Raw genomic sequence first — 24,995 nt, 5'->3', positions numbered from 1 at the left:
AGGACTGACATGAGGCGACTGCTCCGGGCCGGGGCCGCGATCATCGCGGCGGCGCTGCTCGGGGCGCTCGTCGTCACCGCCCCTGCTGCGGCCGAGGAGACGCTCGCCGCCTCGCCCTCGAGGCCGTTCGGGTCGCATCCGGTCGCCTTCCCGACGGGCTCGGCCGTCGCACCCGGGGGAGCCGCGACCGCCGACCGCGTCACCGCGGCCGCCTACGACGCCTGGAAAGACGCGTACCTCGTGGCCGGCTGCGGGCCCGGCCGCTACTACGTCGACGCCTCGAGCTCCATGCCGCCCGACTCGGGGCGCGTTGTGGTCTCGGAGGGCCAGGGCTACGGCATGGTCGTCACCGCCCTGATGGCCGGCCACGACCCCGACGCCCGGGCGATCTTCGACGGGCTCTACCGCTACGTGCTCGACCACCCCAGTTCGAGCCAGGCGCCCGGGCCCGGGCCGAAGCCCATGGCCTGGAACCAGGGCGCCGACTGCACGAGCCCCGCCGGCAACGACAGTTCCGCCACCGACGGCGACCTCGACATCGCGTTCGGCCTGCTGCTCGCCGACACCCAGTGGGGCTCCGCCGGCGCCGTCGACTACGCCGGCGCCGCCCGTGCCCTGCTCACCCGCATCAAGGCGACCGAGTTCGACGCCGAGACGCGGCTGCCGAAGCTCGGCGACTGGGTCGGCGACGGCGTGTATCGCTTCGGCGTGCGCAGCTCCGACCTCATGCCCGATCACTTCGTGGCGTTCGAGAACGCCACCGGCGACCCCTTCTGGGGGCAGGCCGCCCGGGCCTCGGGCGAGCTCGTCGACACCCTTCAGTCCGGGTCCGCACCCGACACCGGGCTCCTGCCCGACTTCATCGTCGGCACCGACTCCGACCCGCGGCCCGCACCGTCGCAGTACCTCGAGTCGCCCGACGACGGCGCCTACGGCTGGAACGCCACTCGCGTGCCCTGGCGCCTCGCCGCCGCGGCCCAACTCGTGGGCGCTGCTCCGTCATGGGCCTCGGCCGCTCGCATCGCGCGCTGGGCGATCGCCACGACCGGCGGCGACCCCGCCGCGGTGCGGGCCGGCTACGGGCTCGACGGCACCCCGCTCGCCGACTACTCCGACATCGCCTTCACCGCGCCGCTCGGGGCGGCGGGCCTGCCCGACCACGCACGCCAGAGCTGGGTGACCGCCACCTGGAACAGCGTGCGCGCCGCCCCCGCGGCCGGCTACTACTCCGACTCGCTGCGGCTGCAGGTGATGCTCCTCGTCTCCGGCAACAGCTGGCTGCCGGCGACCTCGCCCGCGCCCGCCGTCACGCGCATCGGCGGCAGCGACCGCTACGCCGTCTCCGCCGCGGTCTCGGCCACCACCTTCGCACCGGGCGTCCCGACCGTCTACGTGGCCTCCGGCGAGGTGTTCCCCGACGCGCTCTCGGCCTCCGCCGCGGCCGGCGCCGAGGGTTCGCCCGTGCTGCTCGTGCAGAAGAGCGCGATCCCGGATGCGGTGGTCACCGAGCTGCGCCGGCTCGCCCCCGAGAGGATCGTCTTCATGGGCGGCCCCAACACCATCGGCGGCGAGGTCGAGGCCGCTCTGAACGCCATTGCGCCGGCGACCCGCATCGGCGGCGCCGACCGCTACGCTGTGTCGGCCGCCGTCTCAGGTGCCACCTTCGCACCGGGGGTGCGCGCCGCCTACGTGCCCTCCGGCGAGGTCTTTCCCGATGCGCTCGCCGGCTCGGCCGCAGCCGGAGCGCTCGGCGCGCCCGTGCTGCTCACCCGCAAGACCGAGGTGCCGCCCGCCATCGCGGCGGAGCTCGGCCGCCTCGACCCCGCCGCCCTCCGCGTGCTGGGCGGGCCCAACACGGTGTCGACCGCGACGCAGACCGCCCTCGGCCGCATTGCGCCCACCACCCGGGTGGGCGGTGCCGACCGCTACGCGGCGGCTGCGGCGATCTCGGCCGAGGTCTTCGCCCCCGGCCGCACCCGCACCGTCTACGTCGCCTCCGGCGAGGTGTTCCCCGACGCGCTCTCGGCCTCGGCGACGGCGGTCGCGAACCACGCGCCGGTGCTGCTCGTCACGAAAGACACGGTGCCCGCGGCCACCGCCGCCGAGATCACCCGGCTCTCGCCCGCGCGCATCGTCGTGCTCGGCGGTGTCAACACCGTCTCGCCCGCGGTGGAGTCGCGGCTGAACGAGCTCCTCGGCTGACCTCGTTCACGAACGGGTGCCATGATGTCGGTATGGACGCCGACATGATCTCGCTCGCGACCGGAGTCGCCACCGACTTCGACGACGACTACGACGAACTCACCGAGAGCACCGAGGGGCCGGCGCTGCCCGAGGGCCGCTACCTCGATCGCGAGCTGAGCTGGCTCGCCTTCAACACGCGCGTGCTCGAACTCGCCGAAGACCCCACCCTGCCGGTGCTCGAGCGGGCGAACTTCCTCGCCATCTTCTCCTCCAACCTCGACGAGTTCTTCATGGTGCGGGTCGCGGGGCTGAAGCGCCGCATCCTCACCGACCTCGCGGTGCCCACCAACGTCGGCCGCCGCCCGATGGACGTGCTCGACGACATCTCCGAGAAGGCGCACGAGCTGCAGGCACGGCACGCCGCCGCCTGGACCGACCTGGTCAAGCCCGCGCTCGACGAGGCCGGCGTGCACATCGTCACCTGGGACGAGCTCGACGAGGCCGACCGCGAGAACCTCCACGACATCTTCTCGAACCAGATCTTCCCGGTACTGATGCCGCTCGCCGTCGACCCCGCGCATCCGTTCCCCTACATCTCCGGGCTCTCGCTCAACCTCTCGGTGCGGGTGCGCAACTCCAAGACCGGCAAGGAGGAGTTCGCGAGGCTCAAGGTGCCTCAGGTGCTCGACCGGTTCATCAGGGTCGACGTGCGCGAGACACCGGACGACCTGCGGTTCATCCCCCTCGAAGACCTCATCGCGAACCACCTCGGCGACCTGTTCCCCGGCATGGAGATCGTCGAGCACCACGTCTTCAGGGTCACCCGCAACGAAGACGTCGAGGTCGACGAGGACGAGACCGAGAACCTGCTCCAGGCGCTCGAGCGCGAACTGCTGCGCAGGCGCTTCGGCCCGCCGATCAGGCTCGAGATCACCGACGACATGGACCCGGTGACCCTGGAGCTCATCGTGCGCGAGCTCGACGTGACCGAGCAGGAGGTCTACCGCCTGCCGGCACCACTCGACCTCGGCGGCCTGTTCGACCTCACCAAGATCGCCCGGCCCGACCTGAAGTACCCCAAACAGGTTCCCGCCACGGCCGCCGCGCTGCTGCCGCCGGAGCCGAACGCGAAGCCCGACATCTTCAAGGCGATCAGCCGCGGCGACGTGCTGCTGCACCACCCGTACGAGTCGTTCGCCACCAGCGTGCAGGCCTTCCTCGAGCAGGCCGCCGCCGACCCGCACGTGCTCGCCATCAAGCAGACCCTCTACCGCACCTCGGGCGACAGCCCCATCGTCGAGGCGCTCATCGACGCCGCAGAGGCGGGCAAGCAGGTGCTCGCACTGGTGGAGATCAAGGCGCGCTTCGACGAGCAGGCCAACATCTCGTGGGCGCGCAAGCTCGAGAAGGCCGGCGTGCACGTCGTGTACGGCCTCGTCGGTCTCAAGACCCACTGCAAGCTCGCCCTCGTCATCAGGCAGGAGAAGGGGCAGCTGAAGAGCTACAGCCACATCGGCACCGGCAACTACAACCCCAAGACCTCGCGCATCTACGAAGACCTCGGCCTCCTGACCGCCGACGACCAGGTGGGCAAAGACCTCACCCGGCTGTTCAACGAGCTCTCCGGCTACGCCATCGAGAAGAAGTTCAAGCGACTGCTCGTCGCCCCGCTGCACCTGCGCAAGGGACTGCTGAAGCGCATCGCCGCCGAGGCCGAGAACGCCAGGGCGGGGAAACCCTCCGGCATCCGCATCAAGCTCAACTCCATCGTCGACGAGGCGATCATCGACGGGCTGTACCGTGCCAGCGAGGCGGGGGTGCCGATCGAGATCTGGGTGCGCGGCATCTGCGCGCTGAAGCCCGGCCAGTCGGGGCTCAGCGAGAACATCAAGGTGCGCTCCATCCTCGGACGCTATCTCGAGCACTCGCGCATCTTCTCGTTCGTGAACGACGGCGACCCGCAGGTGTACATCGGCAGCGCCGACATGATGCACCGCAACCTCGACCGGCGTGTGGAGGCGCTGGTGCGCCTCGTCGACCCCGATCACCTCAAGGAGATCGAGAGCATGTTCGACCTCGCCATGAGCGAAGAGGTCTCCTCCTGGGCGCTCGAGGCCGACGGCACCTGGACGAGACACAACGTCGACGCCGACGGCGCCCCCCTCATCGATCTGCAGGAGCATCTCATGCAGACCATCAGCCGCCGCAAGCGACCGGGCACCACGCGGTGACGGTCTTCGCTGCCGGAGCGGTCTGCTGGCGGATCGTCGACGACAAGGTGCGGGTGCTCGTCATCCACCGCACCGCGCACCGCGACGTGTCGTTGCCGAAGGGCAAGGTCGACCCCGGCGAGACCCTGCCGCAGACCGCGGTGCGGGAGATCGCGGAGGAGACGGGCCTCGCCGTGCACCTCGGCGTGCCCCTCGGCGTCACCAACTACACCATGCCGAACGGCCGGGAGAAGGTCGTCCACTACTGGGCAGCCGAGGTGACGGAGGATGCGGTCAACCGCTCCACCTTCCTGCCGAACGGCGAGGTGGCGGCGTTGGAGTGGCTGCCGATCAAGCGCGCTCTCGCGGCGCTCACCTACGAGCGCGACGCCGAGATCCTCGAGCGCTTCCGCATGCTCGTCGAGCAGGGCATCACCCGCACCTTCGGCATCATCGCCCTCCGTCACGCCAAGGCCACCCCGCCCTACCAGTACCCCGGCCCCGACGCCGACCGGCCGCTCACCGAACGCGGACTCGGCGAGGCCAAGTCGATCGTGCCCACTCTCCTCGCCTTCGGCCCCGAGCGACTCCACACCAGCACCGCCAAGCGCTGCCGTCAGACCATCGAGCCGCTGTCGAAGCGCCTCGGCGTGTCGGCCAAGCCGACGGATGCGGTGAGTCAGGACGCCTGGGAGTCCGGCTTCTCCGAGGTGCGTGAGTTCGTCGGCAAGCGCGTGCGCAAGCGCGTCACCTCGGTGGTGTGCAGCCACGGCCCCGTGCTCCCCGACATCGTGCGCGAGGTCGCGCTGGCCACCGGCACGGCGCCGGCCGCCACCATCTCGCGAGCCGGCGACCTGCCCGTCGCCGGTTTCTCGGTGCTCCACCTCTCGGCCGATCTACCGGGTTCCGGCATCATCGCCATCGAGACGCACGTACCCGGCTGAGCGCGTCTTCGCTCTCACCGTCCCTTCGCATCCGATCTCCGGCTGTTAACCTTCCGTTCACCCCTGGGCGGCAGTGTCTTAAGCCGAGGCGCTTAGCGTCTAGGTCGGGCCCGCACCGGCCTGACCTGAAATCACTCGAAAGGGATTCTTCGTGAAGCTCAAGCGCTATGCCGCCCCCGCGGTCATCGCCCTCACCGCCGCCCTCGCTCTGAGCGCGTGCGCCTCGAACGAAGGCGGCTCCGCTCCCGCCGACGCGAGCACCGACGCGGCCTCGACCCTCTCCGGCACGCTCACGGGCATCGGCGCCTCCTCGCAGGGCTCGGCCCAGGAGGCCTGGATCGCCGCGTTCCAGACCGCGAACCCCGACGTCACCGTCAACTACGACCCCCAGGGTTCGGGCGCCGGCCGCGAGGCCTTCATCTCGGGCGCCGCCGCATTCGCCGGCTCCGACTCCGCCCTGAACGACGACGAGCTGGCCGGCACCTTCGGCACCTGCGCCCCCGACACCAAGGCGATCGACCTCCCCGTCTACATCTCGCCGATCGCCGTCGTGTTCAACGTCGAGGGAGTCGACGAGCTCAACCTCGACGCGACCACCCTCGCGAACATCTTCTCGGGCACGATCACCACCTGGAACGACCCGGCCATCGCCGCACTCAACCCTAACGCGACGCTCCCCTCGGGTGCGATCACCGCCGTTCACCGTTCCGACGACTCGGGCACCACCAAGAACTTCACCGACTACCTCGGCAAGGTCGCTCCCGACGCCTGGGCCGAGAAGGCAGCTGACACCTTCCCGTTCCAGTCGGGTGAGGGCGCGCAGGGCACGTCGGGTGTCATCCAGGCCGTCACCAACGGCGTGAACACCATCGGCTACGCCGACGCCTCCAAGGCCGGCGACCTCGGTGTCGCGAAGATCAAGGTCGGCGACGACTTCGTCGAGTACACCGCGGAGGGCGCTGCCGCCGTCGTCGAGGGCTCGCCGCTCGTCGAGGGTCGCGAGGCCAACGACATCGCGATCGCCCTCGACCGCAAGACCACCGACCCGACGCACTACCCGCTGGTGCTCGTCTCCTACGCGATCGTCTGCCAGGAGTACACCGACGCCGCGCAGGCGGAGCTCGTGAAGGCCTACGTCGGCTACATCGCGAGCCCCGAGGGCCAGACCGTCGCGGCCGACGCGGCCGGCGCCGCACCGCTGTCGTCGGCGCTGTCCGACCAGGTCGCCGCAGCCATCGAGACCATCAAGTAACACCGCTCCACACACTCTGTCCGGTTCCGCTTCCTGATCGACGCGGGGCCGGACAGAGTCGGGTCCGGATCCCTCCGAACCGCCTCACCCCGATCACAGGCTCCTCACCGCAGGACGACAGGGAGAACGCCCCCATGACCACCGCCCCCGCCACGCAGGCCGCGCCGCCTCGCCTGAAGGCCAAGCAGCGCCCGGGTGACCGCATCTTCTCCACGGCGACGGTCGTCGCCGGGTCGCTCATCCTCGTGGTGCTCGCCGCCGTCACCATCTTCCTCATCGCCCAGAGCCTCCCCGCCTTCGCCGCGGGCTCCGACGACCTGAAGGGCGGTGCGGCGAACTTCTGGGAGTACGTCGGCCCCCTCGTCTTCGGCACCATCTGGGCGGCGTTCCTCGCGCTCCTCATCGCCGTGCCGCTCGCCATCGGCATCGCGCTGTTCATCTCGCACTACGCTCCGCGGCGCCTCGCGCAGGGCCTCGGCTACATCGTCGACCTGCTCGCCGCGGTGCCCAGCGTCGTGTTCGGTCTCTGGGGCATCACGGTGCTGGCGCCGTTCGTGCAGCCCTTCTGGTCGACCCTCGTCGACCTGCTCGGCTGGATCCCGCTGTTCCAGGGCCCGGTCTCGGGCACCGGCCGCACCATCCTCACCGTCGCTATCGTGCTAGCGGTCATGATCCTCCCCATCATCACCGCGCTCAGCCGCGAGATCTTCCTCCAGACGCCGAAGCTGCACGAGGAGGCGGCACTCGCCCTCGGCGCCACCCGCTGGGAGATGATCCGCACCGCGGTGCTGCCGTTCGGCCGCCCCGGCATCGTGTCGGCCTCGATGCTCGGCCTCGGCCGCGCGCTCGGCGAGACGATGGCGGTCGCCATGGTGCTCTCGCCCCAGGTGCTCATCTCGTTCGCGCTGCTCACCTCGACGAACCCCACCACCATCGCGGCGAACATCGCCCTGAACTTCCCCGAGGCGCACGGAGTCGGAGTCAACGTGCTCATCGCGACCGGCCTCATCCTCTTCGTCATCACCTTCGCGGTGAACTTCATCGCTCGCGCCATCGTCAACCGCCGCAAGGCCTTCTCGGGAGCCAACTAGATCATGACGACGATCACCACGCCCCCGACCCGGAAGCCGTCGGCGCCCATCACCAACACCCTCACCACCGGGATCCTGCCGAAGTACGTGCCGTGGCTGCTGCTCGTGCTCAGCTGGGTCATCGTCGGTTCGGTCTTCGTCGTGCTCATGGCGGCCGGCGTGAACGAGAACTTCAACGTCGTCGGCACCGTCTTCTTCGGCACCGTGCTGTTCGTGCTGGTGCAGTACCTGGTGTCGCGCTCCTACGAAGGCCGCCGGCCGGCGACGAACCGCTTCGTCACCTCGCTCGTGGCGCTCGCCTTCGTCATCGCGCTGCTGCCGCTCATCTCGCTGCTCTACACCACCATCTCGAACGGTCTGCCGCGCTTCGACCTCACCTTCCTCACCAACTCGATGCGGAACGTCGTCGGCGAGGGCGGCGGTGCGCTGCACGCGCTGGTGGGCACGCTCGAGATCACCGGCATGGCCGCGCTCATCTCCGTGCCGGTCGGTCTCCTCACCGCCATCTACCTCGTCGAGTACGGCCGGGGGCACCTGGCGCGCGCCATCACCTTCCTCGTCGACGTCATGACGGGCATCCCCTCCATCGTCGCCGGCCTGTTCGCCTTCGCGTTCTTCGCCCTCATCCTGAACCAGCCCGGCATCCGCTTCGGCTTCGGTGGTTCGGTGGCGCTGTCGGTGCTCATGATCCCCGTGGTCGTGCGGTCGAGCGAGGAGATGCTGAAGCTCGTGCCGAACGAACTGCGTGAGGCGTCGTACGCGCTGGGTGTACCGAAGTGGCTCACCATCGTGAAGGTCGTGCTGCCCACCTCGATCGCCGGCATCACCACGGGTGTCGTGCTCGCCATCTCGCGCGTCATCGGTGAGACGGCGCCTCTGCTCATCATCGCCGGGTTCACGCAGAGCATGAACTACGACCTGTTCAAGGAGCGGATGATGACCCTCCCGGTGTTCGTGTACACCCAGTACGCGAACCAGGGCAACCCGGCCGAGGCCTATGTCGACCGGGCCTGGGCGGGCGCGCTGCTGCTCGTCGTCATCGTGATGGTGCTGAACCTCATCGCCCGCATCGTCGCCAAAGTCTTCTCGCCCAAGCTCGGCCGCTGAGCGCGGATCTGAAACCCTAAGGAACTCGTCTTGTCCAAGCGCATCGAAGTCAACGACCTCAACGTCTACTACAGCAACTTCCTCGCCGTCGAGGGTGTCTCCCTCACCATCGAGCCCCGCACGGTGACCGCCTTCATCGGTCCTTCGGGCTGCGGCAAGTCGACCTTCCTCCGCACCCTGAACCGCATGCACGAGGTCATCCCCGGCGCGCGCGTCGAGGGCGAGGTGCTCATCGACGGCAACAACCTCTACGGCCCCGGTGTCGACCCGGTGCTCGTGCGGCGCCAGGTGGGCATGGTGTTCCAGCGCCCCAACCCGTTCCCGACGATGTCCATCGGTGAGAACGTGCTGGCCGGGGTGAAGCTCAACAACAAGCGCATCTCGAAGTCCGACGCCGACGACCTCATCGAGAAGTCGCTGCGGGGGGCGAACCTCTGGAACGAGGTCAAAGACCGCCTCAACCTGCCGGGTTCGGGTCTCTCGGGCGGTCAGCAGCAGCGTCTGTGCATCGCGCGGGCCATCGCGGTGTCTCCCGACGTCATCCTGATGGACGAGCCCTGCTCCGCCCTCGACCCCATCTCGACGCTCGCGATCGAAGACCTCATCGAGGAGCTGAAGACCGAGTACACGGTCGTCATCGTCACGCACAACATGCAGCAGGCCTCGCGCGTCTCCGACCGCACGGCGTTCTTCAACATCGCGGGCACCGGGAAGCCGGGCAAGCTCATCGAGTACGACGACACCACGACGATCTTCTCGAACCCGTCGGTGCAGGACACGGAGGACTACGTCTCCGGCCGCTTCGGGTGATCTGAGGCGGGTACGACGAAGCCCCCTGCCGACCTTGGTCGGAGGGGGCTTCGTGCTGAACGTCGAGGCCGGGCCGCGGAAACGCCTCTCGGCGAAAGGCCGCTCGGAGCGGCGAATATTGGAGCCCGGGGTTACCGCGACCCGACGCCCACAAGTCTACCCAACGTCGTGCTCAGTCGAGACCGTCGTGCCGCCAGAGCGCCGCCGAGGAGCTGAGGTCGTCGCCGATGGTCTCGAAACGCAGAGCGCGCGTGGTGAGGGTCGACGCCGTCTCGGGGGCGCCGATCTCCGCGTCGTCGGCGATGCTCGCGCATCCCTGCGCCATGATGCGGCAGAACGCGGCCGCCCGTTCGAGAGCGATCGCAAAGTCTCCTGTGAACAGGCCGCGGAGGATCTGATCGGCGAGTTCGGTGATCTCCTTCGGCCCCGTCGGTGACTCGGCGCCGGCCACCACGGGGTCGATGCCGGCCGTCACCTCGGTGCCGCGTTCGAAGAAGTAGCTCGCCATCTCGGCGTCCTGCCGGATGAGCACCCGCAGCAGGTAGATGCGCCAGAGGCTGCCCGGCAGGCTGTGGGCGGAGGCGCGGGCCCAGAGCTCGGCGACGGCATCGATGCCGTGGTCGTCGGTGTAGGCGAGGAGCCTCTCGATGACCTCGGGCTGCGGGTCGTCGCGCACCCGGCTGAGCAGGGCACCCGCCGTCTCGTGCGCCACCCGGTTGATGGTCGCCGGGTCTTCGCCGCCCTGGAAGGCCTCGAAGGCCGAGCCGTCGAAGAGTGCGGGTCGGTGGAACTCGTTCGCCATGGCATCCGTTCTCTCGCGCCCGAGGGGCGGATCGGGCGCGCCCCGACCGCAGACTACAACGCTATGCACCCCGGATGCTTCCCACCCGGGTTCACGCGCACAGCGAACAGTCGGGCTCGGCTGCCCGTTCGGTGCGCCGCGCGTACCGCGTGCCCCGCGGAAGGCGATACCCTTGAACCTCGTAGGGCCTGTAGCTCAGTTGGCAGAGCATCGGACTTTTAATCCGCGGGTCGTGGGTTCGAGCCCCACCGGGCCCACCACCAGAATGGTCCCATGGACAGTTCAGTCGCAGTCATCATCGCCATCGCCGTGTACGTTCTGGGGTTCGTGCTCGCGATCCTCATCCTGTCGGCGGTCATCAGGAACGCGGTGCGCAAGGGCATCGAGGATGTGCTCTACAAGAAGGGCAAGGACGGCCTCTGGTCGGCGGAGCCCGGCATCGTCGCCGTCGCCAAGGAGATCGCAGCCGCCACCCGCGAGCGCCCCTAGGCGCTGCGGCTGCGCTCGCGGCTCGGCACCCGGGGCTGCCGCCGGTGCGGCGACCCACTGCGTCAGGCGCTGATGAGCTGCTACGCGCGCTGATGCGAGATCCCGAGCGCCGCGCCGACCTCGCGGACGGTCAGGCCGCGCGAGCGGAGCGCTCGTGCGGCGGCACGCGACTCCTCGGCGGCCCGCGTGCGCGCGTGGGCCGCCTCGTCGCGCAGCGCCGCCGCAGCGGCCAGGTGTGCCTGCACATCGGCCGGAAGCTCCCGGCTGGCCTGCCCTTGATTGAGGCCCGCAGGGCTGATTCGGTGAGAGTGTCTCACTCACGTGGAGACTGTGTCGACGGACTGGAGATTGGTCTCGCCCGAGCTCCAGTTGTCGGAGCGGGCATGGGGCGCGTTCGAGGAGAGACTGAGGCGGCCCGCAATGCGCACCCAGGGGCTGTCTAATCTCCTCGGGCGCCCTTTCGTGTGTGCGGAACGGTCTCGTACGGTCACCTCCGGCGATGCAGCAAGCTCGAGCGCATCCCCTCCTGATCGACGACAGCCTTCGAGGCGACCCGCCTGAGGCGTTGACGGGACTCAGTCCAGAACGCGGCTGAACCGGCTCGTGTCGAACGGTATGAGAATCGTGCCGTCGAGCTTGTAGGGAGCTCGACACGCCGATTCTCATACCGCTCGGTCGTGCGGTCGCGTCGGATGCCGCTCATGGGTGACGCGGAGGAGAGGGTGCGGAGCAGACTGGGGGCGCGTGCGACCGTAGGCTGGGCTGGGTCGGCCGGCGGCCGCGAGGAAGGGGAGCACGTGCTCGTAGAGCTCGCGGGGGCGACGTGGACGGGGGTGGGGGAGAGGCCGCTGGTGGTGGTGCCCGTGGGGTCGACGGAGCAGCACGGGCCGCATCTGCCGTTCGCGACCGACACGATCGTCGCGACCGCCGTGGCGCGCGGGGCGGCGGAGGCGCTGCCGCAGGAGGTCGTCGTGGCGCCGGCGCTGGCGTTCGGGTCGAGTGGGGAGCATCAGTCGTTCCCGGGCACCGTCTCGATCGGGCGGGAGGCGCTGCACCTCGTGGTGCTCGAGCTGGCGCGGTCGCTCGCCACGTGGGCCGGGCGGGTGGTGCTCGTGAACGGTCACGGGGGCAACGCGCCGACGCTCGTCTCCGCCGTCGCGCAGCTCATCGCCGAAGGGCACGACATCGCGTGGGCTCCGTGCGCACCACTGTCGAGCGACCGCCCGGGAGGGCGCGTGACCGCTGTCGCGTCAGCTCCGGGCGATGGGCGGATCGCCGGCGCGACGACCCGCGAAGACCTCCCGGCGCCGGATGCCCACGCCGGGTTCTGGGAGACGTCGCTGATGCTGCACCTCCAGCCCGCATCCGTGCGCACGCCCCTGCCCCCGGCGGGCGACGTGCGACCGATGAGCGAGCTGCTCCCCGAGCTCACGGCGAGCGGGGTGCGGGCGGTGTCGCCGTCGGGCATCCTGGGTGACCCGACGGGGGCGACCGCGGCTCGGGGTGCGGCGATCTTCGACGCGCTCGTCGACGCCCTCACGACGCGGATCGTGGAGGGAACCCGTGACGCGAACGGGATGCTGCGCGCCTGACCCTCACCACCCCGTCGACAGCACCTCGTCGAGCCTGTCGACGAAGAAGTCGGCGCTCTCCCGCGTGATCGTGAGCGGCGGCTTGATCTTCAGCACGCACTGCCTGTCCGACGTGGGCTGCACGATCACGCCGAGTTCGCGCATCCGCTCGCACAGCGCCGCCGTCTCCTCGGTCGCGGGCTCGAGCGTGACCCGGTCGCGCACGAGCTCGACTCCGAGGTACAAGCCGAGACCGTGCACCGCGCCGATGAGCGGATGCTTCGGCATCAGCCCCTCCAACCGCGACTTCAGGTACCCGCCGACCACACGGGCGTTCTCCTGCAGCCCCTCGTCGCGGATGATGTCGAGCACCGTCATCCCGACCACCGAACTCACGGGGCTCCCGCCGGCGGACGAGAAGAAATACCCCTGCGAGCGGTACGCCTCCGCCACCGCGCGACTCGTGATGACGGCCCCGAGCGGATGCCCGTTCCCCATCGCCTTCGCCACCGTCACGATGTCGGGCACAACTCCCTGCTGCTCGAACCCCCAGAGGTGCGAGCCGAGCCGCCCGTACCCCACCTGCACCTCGTCGGCGATGCACAGCCCGCCCGCCGATCGCACCGCGGCGTAGACCGCCTCGAGATAGCCCTCGGGCAGCGGCATGCCGCCGGCGTTGCCGTAGAACGCCTCCGCGATGAAGGTCGCGGGCGCGTGACCCGCCGCCACGAGCGCCTCGATCTCGGCGACCGCGTCAGCGGCGTACAGGTGCGCCGAGCCGGCGCCCCGATAGCGCCCTCGGTAGCTGTTCGGCGCGTCGAGCGCGTGCACCCACGACGGCCTCGTCGAGAGCGCCTGCGGGTTGTCGGCGACCGAGGTCGAGACGGCGTCGGCAGCATCCGACCAGCCGTGGTACGCCTCCCGCACCGCCACCACGTCGCGCCGGCCGGTCCATGCCCACGAGATGCGCAGCGCCAGGTCGACCGCCTCGGTGCCGCTGTTGACGAAGAACACCGTGTCGAGCGGGTCGGGCAGCATTCCCGCTAGGCGCTCCGAGAAGTCGACGATCGAGGCGTAGTTGAACCGCGAGTTCGTGTTGAGCAGGTTCAGCTGCCGAGCCACGGCCGATGCGATGCGCGGATGCGCGTGCCCCACCGACGCCACGTTGTTCACCATGTCGAGGTAGGGCCTCGCCTCGGTGTCGAATAGATGGTGGCGCCACCCGCGCTCGATCTCGGGCGGTGCCGCGTAGTAGTGCTCCTGCACCTCGGCGAGCGACCGCTCCCGTCGTTCCAGGAGAGACGGATGCGCGGGGCCGGTCTCGGCACGGTCGCCGAGCGCCGCCGAGGCGGGCAGGTCGACCCGCAGCAGCACTGTCGGGTCGACGACGAGCGTCTCCCACCCCGGTGCGAGCTCCGCGGTGACGAACCACGGCACCATGGCCGGGTCGATGCCGGGGCGCAGGATGCGCAGCCGAAGGTGCTCCGCGTGCCCGAGCACGTCGCCCGCCGCGGTGACGGCCCCGTCGACCTCCCCGTCGGAGGCGGCGGCATCGAGCCCTTCGAGTTCCGCGGTGCCGACCCCGTCGACGGTGAGCAGCATCCGCTCGCCGTCATGCGACCGCGATAGCGTCCCCGCCCACGGCGCCACGACGGCCCGCGGCTCGGCGAACCACAGCTCGACACCCATCGCGGCGCACGGATGCGCGGTCACCGACTCCCGGAACGACCGGGTGAGCCGGCGCTCGCCAAAGCGCGCCACGACCGCGGCGATCCCCTCCGCCTCGCGCAGCGCCTCCGCCGCCAGCGCGGCCTCGACGCCCTCGTCGGCGAACCGCCCCGCGGCCAGCCGCTCGCTCAGCGGGCCGAGGTCGAGCATCTCGAGCCCTGCATCCGCGAGGCCGGGCACCAGCGGATGCGTCGGTGCGGGCAGCGCCGCCGGCGCACCCGACGCCGCCGCCCCGAACCCGCACGCCTCGCGCACGAGCGCCGTCATCACGGCGAGCGGCTCGCTCGTGGCGACGTCGAAGATGACGTGCTCGTGCTCGGCGTTCGCCCGCGTGTAGTCGTTGTCCGGGTCGGTGGCGGCGGCGTGGTGCGCGCTCACGACGAGGGTCGCGGCCCGCAGCACCACGAGGGGCCAGAGCGCCTCCGCTTCGGCCGGCGACAGCGGGCGGAGGGCGTGGAACGCGCGCACCGCCGGCAGCACCGACGCGGGCGCGGCGCCATGGTGGTGCAGCACGCCCGAGCAGCTCACGGCGAGCTCGGCGACCGCCCAGCTGTGCACCACGTCGCCGAAGTCGATGATGCCGTGTGGCATCAGCCGGCCCGCCGCATCCGTCGCCCCCACGACGTTGTCGTCGGTGATGTCGCCGTGGATGACCTGCCTCGGCAGCGCGTCGTCGAGCCCACTCACCCGCGCCCAGGCCTCGTCGGTGGCCCGCCGCAGGCGCTCGGCGAGTGCGGCGTCGTCGACGAAGGGGAGCAGGTCGTCGACCAGCCGGCGGGCCTGCCGCAGGTCCCACTCCAGGTCGCGGTGGGCTCCCGGATGCTCGAAGTCGGCGAGGGAGAGCACGGCGAGAGCCGCGAACCCGCCGAACTCGCCGACCACGGCGGGGGAGAGGTAGCGGTCGCCCGAGAGCGGGGTGCCCTCGACGAACTCGAGCAGGCGCACGTGCAGCTCCCGGCCGCCGAGCTCGACGGTCTGCACGAGCGATCCGTCGGCGGCCGGCACGGTGCGCGGCACCGCGACCCCGGCCCGGCGGGCGTTCAAGGCGTCACCGACGTGCGCCGCGGCGAGCGACTGCGCCTCCAGCTCGGCGGGCAGCGACGAAGGGTTCGCGACCTTCAGCAGGAAGCGGCGACCCTCCTCACCCACGACGAGGTTCGCATCCGTCTGGCTGCCGAGCGAGCGCACCGGACCGGTCACACCGAACAACCGTTCGGCGATCTCGGCTGCAGCCGCTTCGGAGACCTCGGGCGCGGGCGTGAGCAGCTCGGCGAACGAGCGACGTGAGAAGTCGGCGTCGGTAGGGGTCACGGAGTGCGCCTCCTGGGCTCAGCGGCCGCGGTGCCGGTACTGGATGTCGATGGTGTGGTCGGTGAAACCGAGCGAGCGGTAGAGGGCGACGGCCCTGGTGTTCTCGCCGTCGACGTAGAGCGAGGCCTGGTCGAGGCCGCGTTCGACCAGGCGCGCGAGCCCCTGACCCATCAGGTAGCGCCCGAGACCCTGCCCGGCGTGCGCGTCGTCGACCCCGATCACGTAGATCTCGCCCACCCGGTCGCCCGGCTCGACCTTCAGCCAGTTGTAGCCGACGAGAGCGCCGGAGGAGTCGCGCAGCAGCAGGAAGTCGTCGGGCTCGAACCAGGGTTCCGACCTGCGGAAGTCGAGGTCTTCTGCGGTCTGCCCGCCCTGCTCGGGGTGGTCGGCGAAGACGCGTGCGTTGAGCTCGACCCAGTCGTCGACGTCGCGGCCGCCGCGGAACGGCATGAGCCGGAACCCGTCGGGCAACGGAGTTCCGCCCACCGGCCCGTCGGGCAGCTCGCGGCGCAGCTGCAGCAGCGTGCGCACCGCGCTGAAGCGGTGCGTCGCCGCGAGTCGCCGCGAGGCGGGGTGGTCGCCGTGCGCCCAGGCGAGCAGCTCCCCTTCGGCGGAGGAGGCGGAGTTCGCGAGCACGATCTCGAGCAGCTGCCGCCCGAGACCCTCCTCCCGCCACTCCGGGTCGATGGTGAACTCGAGCTCGCCCTGCCCCACGATGGCGGCCCCCACCACGGTTCCGGCGCGTTCGGCGAGCAGCAGCGAGCGTGTGCCCTTGCCGGCGTCGACGAGCGCCTGGTCGTTGAACGGATGCTGGCCGTCGACCAGCGCGGCACGGGCGGCGAGGCGGAGGAACGGCTCGCGCGCCTCGTCGGGGCTACTGACCGAGAGAGTGAGCGATCCGCTCATTGTCGTCCTCGAAGAAGTTGAACCGGTACCCGACGTTGCGCACGGTGCCGATGAGCGACTCGAGGTCGCCGAGCTTCGCGCGCAGGCGCCGCACGTGCACGTCGACGGTGCGGGTGCCGCCGAAGTAGTCGTAGCCCCACACCTCGCTCAGCAACTGCTCGCGGGTGAACACCCGCGAGGGGTGCATCGCGAAGAAGCGCAGCAGCTCGAACTCCTTGAAGGTGAGGTCGAGGGGGCGGCCGTGCACGCGGGCCGAGTAGCTCGCCTCGTCGATGACGACCCCGGAGGCCTGGATCTTCGAGGTCGACTGGTCTTGCACCTGCCGCCCGATGGCGAGACGGATGCGCGTGTCGACCTCGGCGGGCCCCGCCGACTCCAGCACCACATCCGCAGCACCCCACTCTGCGCTCACGGCGGTGAGACCGCCCTCGGTGAGCACGAGCACGACGGGCACCCCGATGCCGGTGGTGCTGAGGATCTTGCAGAGCGAGCGCGCGCTCGCGAGGTCGTTGCGGGCGTCGACGAAGATGAGGTCGCTGTTCGGGGTGTTGACCAGCTGCGAGGGCTCAGCCGGGATCTGACGGGTGCGGTGGCTGAGCAGCGAGAGCGCGGGAAGCACCTCCTGATCGACCGCAGGGGTCAGGATCAACAACTGCGCCACGTAAGATCCTCCAGAGGTCGCCTGCGCGTCAATACTATCGGGCAGAATGGCGGGTATGAGTCTGCTCATGAGAAGCGTAGTCCCGGTGTGGGTGCTCACCATTCTCGCCGTCGTCTCCGTCGGGCTCTTCGTCGCACCCGCCGATTACCTCGTCTACCTGCCCGTCGTCCTGGGGCTCGCGCTCCTGGTGTCGTTCGCCGCGCAACTCATCGAGCCCGTGCGCACGGGGCTCGTCAACCGCTTCTCGGCGACCCTCGGTGGTGTGTTCGTCATCCTCGCCCTGTCGACGGTCGTGCTCGGTCCCCTCGCCTTCGCGGCGGGCGCTAAGCTCTAGACATGTCCTATGTCGCGCTAGAACTCCTGTTCATCGGCCTGCTCGGGCTGGCGAGCCTCGCCATCGCCTGGACGGCCGGGGTGGTCGTCTACAAGCTCTACCGCGGCCAGCGCTGAGCTCGTGATCGAGATCCCCACCGACCTTCCCGCCGAGCTCGTCCCGCTGTCGTGGCTGATCGGCGTGTGGGAGGGCACCGGGGTCATCGACTACGCCGTCGGCGACGAGCGGGTGTCGGCCGAGTTCGGTCAGCGCATCAGCTTCAGCCACGACGGCCTGCCGTACCTCAACTACAGCTCCTACACCTGGCTCACGGGTGATGCCGTCCCCGAGGCGCCGCGCAGCGACGTGCTCCCCGCCGACGACGAGAGCGTCGACGCCGACGCCCCCGACACCTCGGAGCCCCGGGTCGCGACCCCACTCACCGCCGAGACCGGCTTCTGGCGCCTCAAGCGCCTGCACATCGAGGGCGATCAGGGCCCCGGCATGCTCCCCGGAGTGGGCCCGCGCCCCTTCAACACCGCCCAGGCGGTCGAGACCCTGCGCAACTCCGCCGAAGGCTTCGACATCGAGGTGTCGATCGTGCACCCCACAGGCGTGAGCGAGCTCTACCTCGGCCAGGTGAAGGGGCCGCGCATCGACCTCGCCACCGACGCCGTGGTGCGCAGCCAGTCGGCCAAGGAGTACGCGGCAGCGACCCGCATCTACGGCCTGGTCGAGAACCACCTGCTCTGGGCGTGGGACATCGCGGCCCTCGGCCAAGACCTCCGCACCCACGCCTCGGCCCGGCTCGCGAAGGTCGACTGAGCGCCGTGCCGGCAGCTCGTTCACCCCTGCTCGACCTCCCCGGAGCCGTCGCCGGCGCCGCTGCCGACGCCGCGGTCGCCGCGCACTACGGCAACCCGGTCGCAGAGCAGCGGATGCTCGACGCGGCCCGCGGCGGACGCCCGGTTCCCGGGTCGGCAGCAGCCGCTGTCGTCGACCTCTCGCACCGCGGGGTCATCTCCGTCTCGGGCCCCGACCGCCTCAGCTGGCTCGACTCGGTGACCAGCCAGAGCATCCGATCGCTCGCCGCAGGCGCCTCGGCCGAGACCCTGCTGCTGTCGGCGAACGGGCGGATCGAGCATGCCATCCGCGTGCTCGACGATGGCGAGACCGCGTGGCTGCTGGTCGACGGCGAGCAGGCAGCAGAGCTCGAGCAGTGGCTGCAGAAGATGCGCTTCATGCTCCGCGTCGAGATCTCCGACCGCAGCGCGGAGTTCGCCACGGTGGGCTGGTTCGGCTCGTCCCTCGACGACCACGAGCCTCCCGCGGCCCTGGCGCCGTTCGTCGCGGGAAGCGCCGGTCTGCCCCTCACCTGGAGCGACCCGTGGCCCGAAGTGGTGGCCGGCGGCGTGCAGTACGCCCCGGTCGACGAGCACCCCGGCTCCGACTGGTGGTGGCGCGAGTCGCTGGTGCCGCGCGAGTCGCTCGGCGCGCTCGCCGAGGTCGTGGGGCGGGGCGAGCTCTCCGCCGCCGGCGTCGCTGCGCTCGAGGCGCTGCGCATCGCGGCCTGGCGGCCGAGGCTCGCGACCGAGGCCGACGAGCGCACCATCCCGCACGAGCTCGACTGGATGAGGTCGGCCGTGCACCTGAGCAAGGGCTGCTACCGCGGCCAGGAGACGGTGGCGAAGGTGCACAACCTCGGCCACCCGCCTCGCCGCCTGGTCTTCCTGCACCTCGACGGTTCCGACGCCGTGCTTCCGGCCCCCGGCGACGAGATCGTGCCGGCGAGCGCCGCGGGCACCGCGGGCGGCGGCGACGCCGTGGGTGCCGTCACCTCGGCGGGGCTGCACCACGAGTGGGGGCCCATCGCGCTCGCCGTGGTGAAGCGCCAGCTGCCCGAGGGCGATGCGCTCGTCGTGCGCACGGCGGGCGGCGACGTCGCCGCGACCGCGGAGACGATCGTGTCGCCCGAGGCGGGCGCGGCCGTCGGCAGGGTTCCGCGCCTGCCCCGGCTCGGTGCGCGCACGCGCCGGAGCTGAACCGAGACACGACCACCGCCCCGGCGCACACCGTGACGCTCCGAGATTCGGTAAATTAGAGACATGCAGATGCGAAAGCTCCTCCCCGTCACCGTCGTCGCCGCCTTCGCATTCGCGCTGGCCGGATGCACCGTCACCGGCCCCACCGAGAACTTCTCCGGCCTTCCGGAGCTCGAGCACGGCAGCACCGAGCACCCCGAAGACGGTGTCGACGGCATCCAGGCCTTCTGGCTGCAGGAGGGCTCGCAGATCGCCGTCTCCATCCCCGGCAGCTCGGGCTGCCCCATCATCGGCTCCGACATCAAGGTGCTGGAGCCCCGGGGCGAGGGCAACTCCGTCGAGATCGTGACGGTTCCCATCCCCGACGACACCATCTGCACGATGGACCTGGTGCCCCACACCTCCGTGTTCTGGACCCCGGCGAACATCACCACCACCGAGCCCGTGAGCATCCTGGTCGACGGCCAGGAGATCGAGCTCGAGACCAAATAAGGCCGGCTCAGGCGGGTCGCACCTCGTGCCACGGCACGGTGAGCTCGCCGAGGCGCAGCCGCCTTCTCGGGGTCGTGACACCCCAGCCGGCCGCGGCCAGCGCGTCGACGGTGGCGACCCAGCGCTGCACCGGCCCGTAGGTGCTGAGGCCGGCGTTGTGCTGCCAGAAGCGGTCGAGGTCGACCAGCAGCCGGTGGATGCGCTCGCCCGGCACGTTGCGGTGGATGAGCGCCTTCGGCAACCGCTCCGCCACGATCGACGGATGCTCGAGACCGGTCAACCGCAGCGAGACGGTGAACGACACGGGGCCTTCGGCGGTCACCCCCACCCAGCTGCCCACCCGGCCGACCTCGTTGCAGGTGCCCTCCACGAGCATCCCGCCCGGTTGCAGCCTCGAGGTCATGAGCTCCCAGGCGCCCGCCACCTCCGACTCGTCGTATTGGCGCAGCACGTTGAAGGCCCGGATGACGGCGGCCCGACGGCCGCCCGGCAGCGGCACCTCGAAGCCCCCGACGGCGAAGTCGACCGACGCGTCGGCGGCGAAGCTGCTGCGCCCGTCGCGCACCTCCTTCAGCTGCGCGGTCGCGGTCGCCACCCGCTCGGGTGAGATCTCGAGCCCGGTGACGTGCACGTCGGGCCGCACCTTCGCCAGGCGCGCCTGCAGCTCGAACGCGGTGACCCCGCTGGCCCCGTAGCCGAGGTCGACGACGAGCGGGTCGGGGGTGCTGCGCAGCACCGGAAGGGTGCCGATCCAGCGGTCGACACGACGCAGGCGGTTGGTGTTCGTGGTTCCCCGGGTGATGGCGCCGATGGGCATGCCCTCATCCAATCACGGCGGGCTGCGGCCCATAGGATGAAGGCATGCCTACTGAGCCCTACACCCTCGTTCTGCTGCGCCACGGCAACAGCGACTGGAACCAGAAGAACCTGTTCACCGGATGGGTCGACGTGCAGCTCTCGGAGCAGGGAGTCGCGGAGGCCAAGCGTGCCGGTGAACTGCTCGCCGACTCGGGCGTGCTGCCCGACGTGCTGTACACCTCGCGCCTCACTCGCGCCATCCGCACCGCCGAACTCGCCCTCGCCGAGGCCGATCGCTCGTGGATCGACGTGAAGCGCTCGTGGCGCCTCAACGAGCGCCACTACGGCGCCCTCCAGGGCAAGGACAAGGCGCAGACCCTCGCCGAGTACGGCCCCGAGCAGTTCCAGACCTGGCGCCGCTCGTTCGACGTGCCGCCGCCCCCCATCGCCGACGACGACCCCTACTCGCAGGTCGGCGACCCGCGCTACGCAGACCTGGGCGACGCGGTGCCCCGCACCGAGTGCCTGAAAGACGTCATCGAGCGGATGCTGCCCTACTGGGAGAGCGACATCACGGGCGACCTCGCCCTCGGCAAGACCGTGCTCGTGACCGCCCACGGCAACTCGCTGCGCGCGCTGGTGAAGCACCTCGACGGCATCTCCGACGACGACATCGCCGAGCTCAACATCCCCACCGGCATCCCGCTGGTCTACAAGCTCGACGAGTCGTTCGTACCGATCGCCCCGGCCGAGTACCTCGACCCCGAGGCCGCCGCCGCCGGCGCCGCCGCCGTCGCGGCCCAGGGCAACAAGAAGTAGCACCGATACGAAAGGCCCCGGCCCTCCGAACAGGAGGGGCCGGGGCCTTTCTCGTGCCGCAGGATGCGGCTCAGGCGTTGGTCGAGCCGACCCACTCGCCGGTGGCGAGGTACTGCACCTTCTTGGCGATGGAGACGGCGTGGTCGGCGAAGCGCTCGTGGTAGCGGCTGGCCAGCGTGACGTCGACGGTGTCGACGGCCTCGCCCTTCCAGGTGGCGGCGAGCACCGCGTCGAAGACGCTCACGTGCAGCTCGTCGATCTTGTCGTCGTCGTTGCGCATCTCCTCGGCGATGGCGAGGTCTTCGGTCTGCAGCACGACGGTGAGCTTCTTCGCGATCTCGACGTCGAGCCGGCCCATCTCGGCGAAGGTCTGGCGGAGGCTCTTCTTCACCACCTTGTCGGGGTAGCGGTAGCGGGCCAGCTGGGCGATGTGCTCGGCGATGTCGCCCATGCGCTCGAGCGAGGCGCTCACGCGCAGCGCGGTCACGACGATGCGGAGGTCGCGGGCGACGGGCTGCTGCAGGGCGAGGATGCTGATGGCGAGCTCGTCGAGGCTGGCGGCGAGGGCGTCGATCTTCGGGTCTTCGGCGATGACCGTCTCGGCGAGGGTCACGTTCGACTCGTTGAAGGCTGTGGTCGCATTGGTGATGGCGACGGTCACGAGCTCGGAGATCTCGACGAGACGCTCCTGAACCTCGCGCAGTTCTTGCTGGAATACCTCACGCATGCGTGTGGGTCCTTTCTCGGGGTACGGCGTGCGCGTCGGCGATCGGTCGCGCACGCACGAAGTCACTGCCGCTCACGGCGGGCGACAGGTCAATCCTCTCAGGCACTCGGTTAACGCGAGGTGCCCCGGAGTTGAACACTCGGCGAAGCGACGGCGTTGCCGGGGCTCGCGCCGGTTTCCACCGATTGCGGTTCACTAGTGTAGTTGCCATGGAAACAGGCTGGTTGGTGCTGTTGTCTCTGGCACTCGGCCTTGTCATCGGGGCAGGATTCGTCATCCTCCTGCACGTGGCTGAACGGCGGGGAAACAACGCCGTCACGGTGGCGTCGACCGCCGTGCCCGACGGGGTCGATCAGGTGATCGACGCCATCGAGTCGGCGGGTCTCGTGATCGACCCCTCGAACAACGTCGTGAAGGCCTCGTCGGCGGCCTACGGCTTCGGCCTGGTGGCGAACGGGATGCTGGTGCGCCAGGAGATCAAGGACATGGTCGCCGAGGTGCAGCGCGACGGAGCGCCGATCGTGCGCGAGGTGGTGATCGCGCGGGGCCCGTTCGGCGACGCGAACGTGCACCTCGACGTGCGGGCGGCGCGGCTCGGCAGCCGCTACACGCTCGTGCTCGCCGACGACCGCACCGAGTCGTACCGGCTCGAGGAGACGCGGCGCGACTTCATCGCCAACATCAGCCACGAGCTGAAGACCCCCATCGGCGCCATCGCGCTGCTCGCCGAGGCGCTGGAACCCGCCTCCGACGACCCCGAGCAGGTGCGCCGTTTCGCCAGGCGCATGGGCACCGAGGCTGCGCGGCTGTCACAGATCACCCGCGAGATCATCGAGCTCTCCCGGCTCCAGGCCACTGATGTGCTCGCCGGGGCCACGCGCATCGACCTCGACGCGATCGTCTCCTCCGCCGTCGACCAGAACCACGTGGTGGCGGATGCGCGGGGCATGACCCTCGCGGTGGGCGGCGCCAAACACGTGCACGTGGTGGGCGACGAGGCGTTGCTCACCCTGGCCGTGAACAACCTGGTGGCGAACGCCGTGCAGTACTCGCCCGACAACTCGCGTATCGGCATCGGGGTGCACCACGACGACGGTGTCGCGGAGATCGTGGTGACCGACCAGGGCATCGGCATCCCCGAAGAAGACCTGCCCCGGGTGTTCGAACGGTTCTTCCGCGTCGACCAGGCGCGCTCGCGCAACACCGGGGGCACCGGCCTCGGCCTCAGCATCGTGAAGCACATCGTGCAGAACCACGGCGGCGACATCAGGGCCTGGTCGCAGATCGGCCAGGGCTCGACCTTCACCATCCGGCTGCCTGAGGCCGGACAGACCACTGCGGCACCGCAAGGAGAGAAACGATGACCCACATCCTGCTCGTCGAAGACGAGGCGGCCCTCAGCGAGCCGCTCAGCTACCTGCTGCGGCGGGAGGGCTACGGCGTCACCGTCGCCCCCGACGGGCCGAGCGCCATCAGCGAGTTCGATCGCGGGGGAGTCGACATCATCCTGCTCGACCTCATGATCCCGGGCATCCCGGGTACCGAGGTGTGCCGGGAGATCCGTACCCGCTCCTCGGTGCCGATCATCATGCTCACCGCGAAGGACTCCGAGATCGACATCGTCGTGGGGCTCGAGCTCGGCGCCGACGACTACGTCACGAAGCCGTACTCCACGCGGGAACTGCTCGCGCGCATCCGCGCTGTGATGCGCCGCCAGCTCGAGGTGCTCGACGCGGCGGAGCCCATGCTGAAGGCGGGGCCCGTGTCGATGGACGTCGAGCGGCACACGGTCGCCGTCGACGGCACCGAGGTGAGCATGCCGCTGAAGGAGTTCGAGCTGCTCGAGCTGCTGCTGCGGAACGCGGGGCGCGTGCTCACCCGCGGACAGCTGATCGACCGGGTCTGGGGCTCCGACTACTTCGGCGACACCAAGACCCTCGACGTGCACATCAAGCGCATCCGGTCGAAGATCGAGAAGACGCCGTCGGAGCCGACACTCCTGGTGACGGTGCGCGGGCTGGGCTACCGCTTCGAGGGCTGAGGCAGGCGTTCCCCGCCCCGCCTGCTACTCGGCGGGCGTGGTGGTGGGTTCGGGCTCCGGCGTCGCCGCGGGAGTGGGAACCGGCACGGCCGTCGGGGTGATGATGACGGTGGGGGTCGGCGACGGGGTGGGGGCCAGGCCGCTGTACTCGGGCAGCGAGGTGTTCAGCACGGGCACCATGATCTGCTTGCCCTCTTCGTCGCCGTACTGGAAGTAGACGGGGAAGAGGCTGCCGGGGGCCGAGACGTTCTCGAGCAGGATCTGCTCGCCGCCCTCGGCGCCGAAGCTCGTGATGGCGCCGTTGCCGGCGGCCGAGACCTTCTGGTTCACCCGCTCGCCGGTCGCGCCGTCTTCGTACTGCACGAGCACCTGCTGGGTGGAGTCGCTGGTGTTCACGAACGAGACCAGGAGGCTCGCCAGCTCGCCGTCTTCGCTGATGAGAGTGGCATTGCGCACCGCCACCGCGCCGAGGTCGCCGTTCACGCCGTCGGAGGCCTCGATGATCTTGGTGGTGGCCTGCGGGGTGATGAACGCGCATCCTGCAGTACCGAAACCGACGAGTGCAACCACCAGAACGGATGCGGCGAACCGAGCTCTCACAGGACCCTCCAGAGTCGTAGACGCTTTGACGCTCAGCCTACAACGAGCGGTGCCGGGGGAGTGGGTAAGGGCACCCTTACCAGAAAGCCCCTGTGGT

General features: G+C 70.2%; 24 protein-coding genes and 1 tRNA gene. 17 read left to right on the top strand and 8 right to left on the bottom strand.

Features of this window, described 5'->3' with window-relative positions:
* The first annotated feature begins 9 nt into the window (after positions 1-9).
* The 7 genes from ABFY20_RS16035 (at position 10) to pstB (ending at position 9,598) form a co-directional block, all read left to right on the top strand.
* Positions 10-2,202 carry a glycosyl hydrolase family 8 gene (locus ABFY20_RS16035; protein WP_368497231.1) on the top strand — a complete coding sequence of 731 codons (2,193 nt, stop codon included), beginning with the start codon at positions 10-12 and terminating at the stop codon, positions 2,200-2,202.
* A 32-nt stretch (positions 2,203-2,234) separates the two neighbouring features.
* On the top strand, positions 2,235-4,415 hold the full coding sequence (locus ABFY20_RS16030; protein WP_368497230.1) for an RNA degradosome polyphosphate kinase: 2,181 nt from the start codon (positions 2,235-2,237) through the stop codon (positions 4,413-4,415).
* Positions 4,412-5,338: an NUDIX domain-containing protein gene (locus ABFY20_RS16025; RefSeq protein ID WP_368497229.1), complete on the top strand. Its 927-nt coding sequence runs from the start codon at positions 4,412-4,414 to the stop codon at positions 5,336-5,338. The genes ABFY20_RS16030 and ABFY20_RS16025 overlap by 4 nt, the downstream gene beginning before the upstream one ends.
* 151 nt (positions 5,339-5,489) lie before the next feature.
* Positions 5,490-6,590 (top strand): phosphate ABC transporter substrate-binding protein PstS, encoded by a 1,101-nt coding sequence (gene pstS, locus ABFY20_RS16020; protein WP_368497228.1) that lies wholly within the window; start codon positions 5,490-5,492, stop codon positions 6,588-6,590.
* A 134-nt stretch (positions 6,591-6,724) separates the two neighbouring features.
* A complete protein-coding gene (pstC, locus tag ABFY20_RS16015; RefSeq protein WP_171703710.1) occupies positions 6,725-7,681 on the top strand; it encodes a phosphate ABC transporter permease subunit PstC in 957 nt (318 codons plus the stop codon).
* 3 nt (positions 7,682-7,684) lie between these two features.
* A complete protein-coding gene (gene pstA / locus ABFY20_RS16010) occupies positions 7,685-8,788 on the top strand; it encodes a phosphate ABC transporter permease PstA (protein WP_368497227.1) in 1,104 nt (367 codons plus the stop codon).
* 30 nt (positions 8,789-8,818) lie between these two features.
* Entirely contained in the window at positions 8,819-9,598 is a 780-nt protein-coding gene (gene pstB / locus ABFY20_RS16005) for a phosphate ABC transporter ATP-binding protein PstB (protein WP_368497226.1), read from the top strand.
* Positions 9,599-9,770: 172 nt separating this feature from the next.
* On the opposite strand, the gene ABFY20_RS16000 is transcribed toward pstB, so the two are convergent.
* Positions 9,771-10,400: a DNA-directed RNA polymerase subunit beta gene (locus ABFY20_RS16000; protein ID WP_368497225.1), complete on the bottom strand. Its 630-nt coding sequence runs from the start codon at positions 10,398-10,400 to the stop codon at positions 9,771-9,773.
* 184 nt (positions 10,401-10,584) lie between these two features.
* Here ABFY20_RS16000 and ABFY20_RS15995 point away from each other — a divergent pair.
* A tRNA-Lys gene (locus tag ABFY20_RS15995) sits at positions 10,585-10,660 on the top strand.
* 13 nt (positions 10,661-10,673) lie between these two features.
* Positions 10,674-10,889 (top strand): hypothetical protein, encoded by a 216-nt coding sequence (locus ABFY20_RS15990; RefSeq protein WP_368497224.1) that lies wholly within the window; start codon positions 10,674-10,676, stop codon positions 10,887-10,889.
* Positions 10,890-10,969: 80 nt separating this feature from the next.
* Here ABFY20_RS15990 and ABFY20_RS15985 read toward each other — a convergent pair whose 3' ends face one another.
* Complete coding sequence (locus ABFY20_RS15985) at positions 10,970-11,134, bottom strand: hypothetical protein (protein ID WP_368497223.1); 165 nt, start codon at positions 11,132-11,134, stop codon at positions 10,970-10,972.
* A 552-nt stretch (positions 11,135-11,686) separates the two neighbouring features.
* Between ABFY20_RS15985 and mftE the strand changes: the two genes are divergently transcribed.
* On the top strand, positions 11,687-12,481 hold the full coding sequence (gene mftE / locus ABFY20_RS15980; protein ID WP_368497222.1) for a mycofactocin biosynthesis peptidyl-dipeptidase MftE: 795 nt from the start codon (positions 11,687-11,689) through the stop codon (positions 12,479-12,481).
* A gap of 3 nt (positions 12,482-12,484) precedes the next feature.
* Here mftE and ABFY20_RS15975 read toward each other — a convergent pair whose 3' ends face one another.
* Genes ABFY20_RS15975 through ABFY20_RS15965 form a run of 3 tightly spaced genes read right to left on the bottom strand, consistent with a single transcriptional unit; the run spans position 12,485 to position 17,066 of the window.
* A complete protein-coding gene (locus tag ABFY20_RS15975) occupies positions 12,485-15,499 on the bottom strand; it encodes an aminotransferase (RefSeq protein WP_368497221.1) in 3,015 nt (1,004 codons plus the stop codon).
* Between the two features lie 18 nt (positions 15,500-15,517).
* Positions 15,518-16,405 carry a mycothiol synthase gene (gene mshD, locus ABFY20_RS15970; RefSeq protein WP_368497220.1) on the bottom strand — a complete coding sequence of 296 codons (888 nt, stop codon included), beginning with the start codon at positions 16,403-16,405 and terminating at the stop codon, positions 15,518-15,520.
* Positions 16,374-17,066: a response regulator transcription factor gene (locus ABFY20_RS15965; protein WP_171703716.1), complete on the bottom strand. Its 693-nt coding sequence runs from the start codon at positions 17,064-17,066 to the stop codon at positions 16,374-16,376. The genes mshD and ABFY20_RS15965 overlap by 32 nt, the downstream gene beginning before the upstream one ends.
* Before the next feature lie 67 nt (positions 17,067-17,133).
* Here ABFY20_RS15965 and ABFY20_RS15960 point away from each other — a divergent pair, with 67 nt between their 5' ends.
* From ABFY20_RS15960 to ABFY20_RS15945, 4 genes are all read left to right on the top strand, one after another.
* Positions 17,134-17,400 (top strand): hypothetical protein, encoded by a 267-nt coding sequence (locus tag ABFY20_RS15960; protein ID WP_171703717.1) that lies wholly within the window; start codon positions 17,134-17,136, stop codon positions 17,398-17,400.
* 120 nt (positions 17,401-17,520) lie between these two features.
* The gene (locus tag ABFY20_RS15955; protein ID WP_368497219.1) at positions 17,521-18,204 is read left to right on the top strand and encodes an FABP family protein; all 684 of its coding nucleotides are present in this window, start codon (positions 17,521-17,523) and stop codon (positions 18,202-18,204) included.
* Positions 18,205-18,209: 5 nt separating this feature from the next.
* A complete protein-coding gene (locus ABFY20_RS15950) occupies positions 18,210-19,421 on the top strand; it encodes a folate-binding protein YgfZ (RefSeq protein ID WP_368497218.1) in 1,212 nt (403 codons plus the stop codon).
* Positions 19,422-19,490: 69 nt separating this feature from the next.
* A complete protein-coding gene (locus ABFY20_RS15945) occupies positions 19,491-19,913 on the top strand; it encodes a hypothetical protein (protein WP_368497217.1) in 423 nt (140 codons plus the stop codon).
* Positions 19,914-19,920: 7 nt separating this feature from the next.
* Here the strand turns inward: ABFY20_RS15945 and ABFY20_RS15940 are convergent, their stop codons facing one another.
* Positions 19,921-20,730 carry a class I SAM-dependent methyltransferase gene (locus tag ABFY20_RS15940; RefSeq protein ID WP_368497216.1) on the bottom strand — a complete coding sequence of 270 codons (810 nt, stop codon included), beginning with the start codon at positions 20,728-20,730 and terminating at the stop codon, positions 19,921-19,923.
* A gap of 44 nt (positions 20,731-20,774) precedes the next feature.
* On the opposite strand from ABFY20_RS15940, the gene ABFY20_RS15935 reads away from it, so the two are divergent.
* Positions 20,775-21,530 (top strand): phosphoglyceromutase, encoded by a 756-nt coding sequence (locus tag ABFY20_RS15935; protein ID WP_171703722.1) that lies wholly within the window; start codon positions 20,775-20,777, stop codon positions 21,528-21,530.
* A gap of 70 nt (positions 21,531-21,600) precedes the next feature.
* Here the strand turns inward: ABFY20_RS15935 and phoU are convergent, their stop codons facing one another.
* Complete coding sequence (gene phoU / locus ABFY20_RS15930; RefSeq protein WP_171703723.1) at positions 21,601-22,257, bottom strand: phosphate signaling complex protein PhoU; 657 nt, start codon at positions 22,255-22,257, stop codon at positions 21,601-21,603.
* 209 nt (positions 22,258-22,466) lie between these two features.
* On the opposite strand from phoU, the gene ABFY20_RS15925 reads away from it, so the two are divergent.
* Entirely contained in the window at positions 22,467-23,621 is a 1,155-nt protein-coding gene (locus tag ABFY20_RS15925; RefSeq protein WP_368497215.1) for a sensor histidine kinase, read from the top strand.
* Complete coding sequence (locus ABFY20_RS15920; protein ID WP_368497214.1) at positions 23,618-24,298, top strand: winged helix-turn-helix domain-containing protein; 681 nt, start codon at positions 23,618-23,620, stop codon at positions 24,296-24,298. The genes ABFY20_RS15925 and ABFY20_RS15920 overlap by 4 nt, the downstream gene beginning before the upstream one ends.
* 24 nt (positions 24,299-24,322) lie before the next feature.
* On the opposite strand, the gene ABFY20_RS15915 is transcribed toward ABFY20_RS15920, so the two are convergent.
* Entirely contained in the window at positions 24,323-24,898 is a 576-nt protein-coding gene (locus tag ABFY20_RS15915; protein ID WP_368497213.1) for a hypothetical protein, read from the bottom strand.
* Positions 24,899-24,995: the final 97 nt, after the last annotated feature.

It is taken from the genome of Herbiconiux sp. A18JL235 (assembly GCF_040939305.1).
Taxonomy (GTDB): domain Bacteria; phylum Actinomycetota; class Actinomycetes; order Actinomycetales; family Microbacteriaceae; genus Herbiconiux.
The sequence above is the reverse complement of the archived record's forward strand: the minus strand, read 5'-3'. Positions and strand labels throughout refer to the sequence as shown.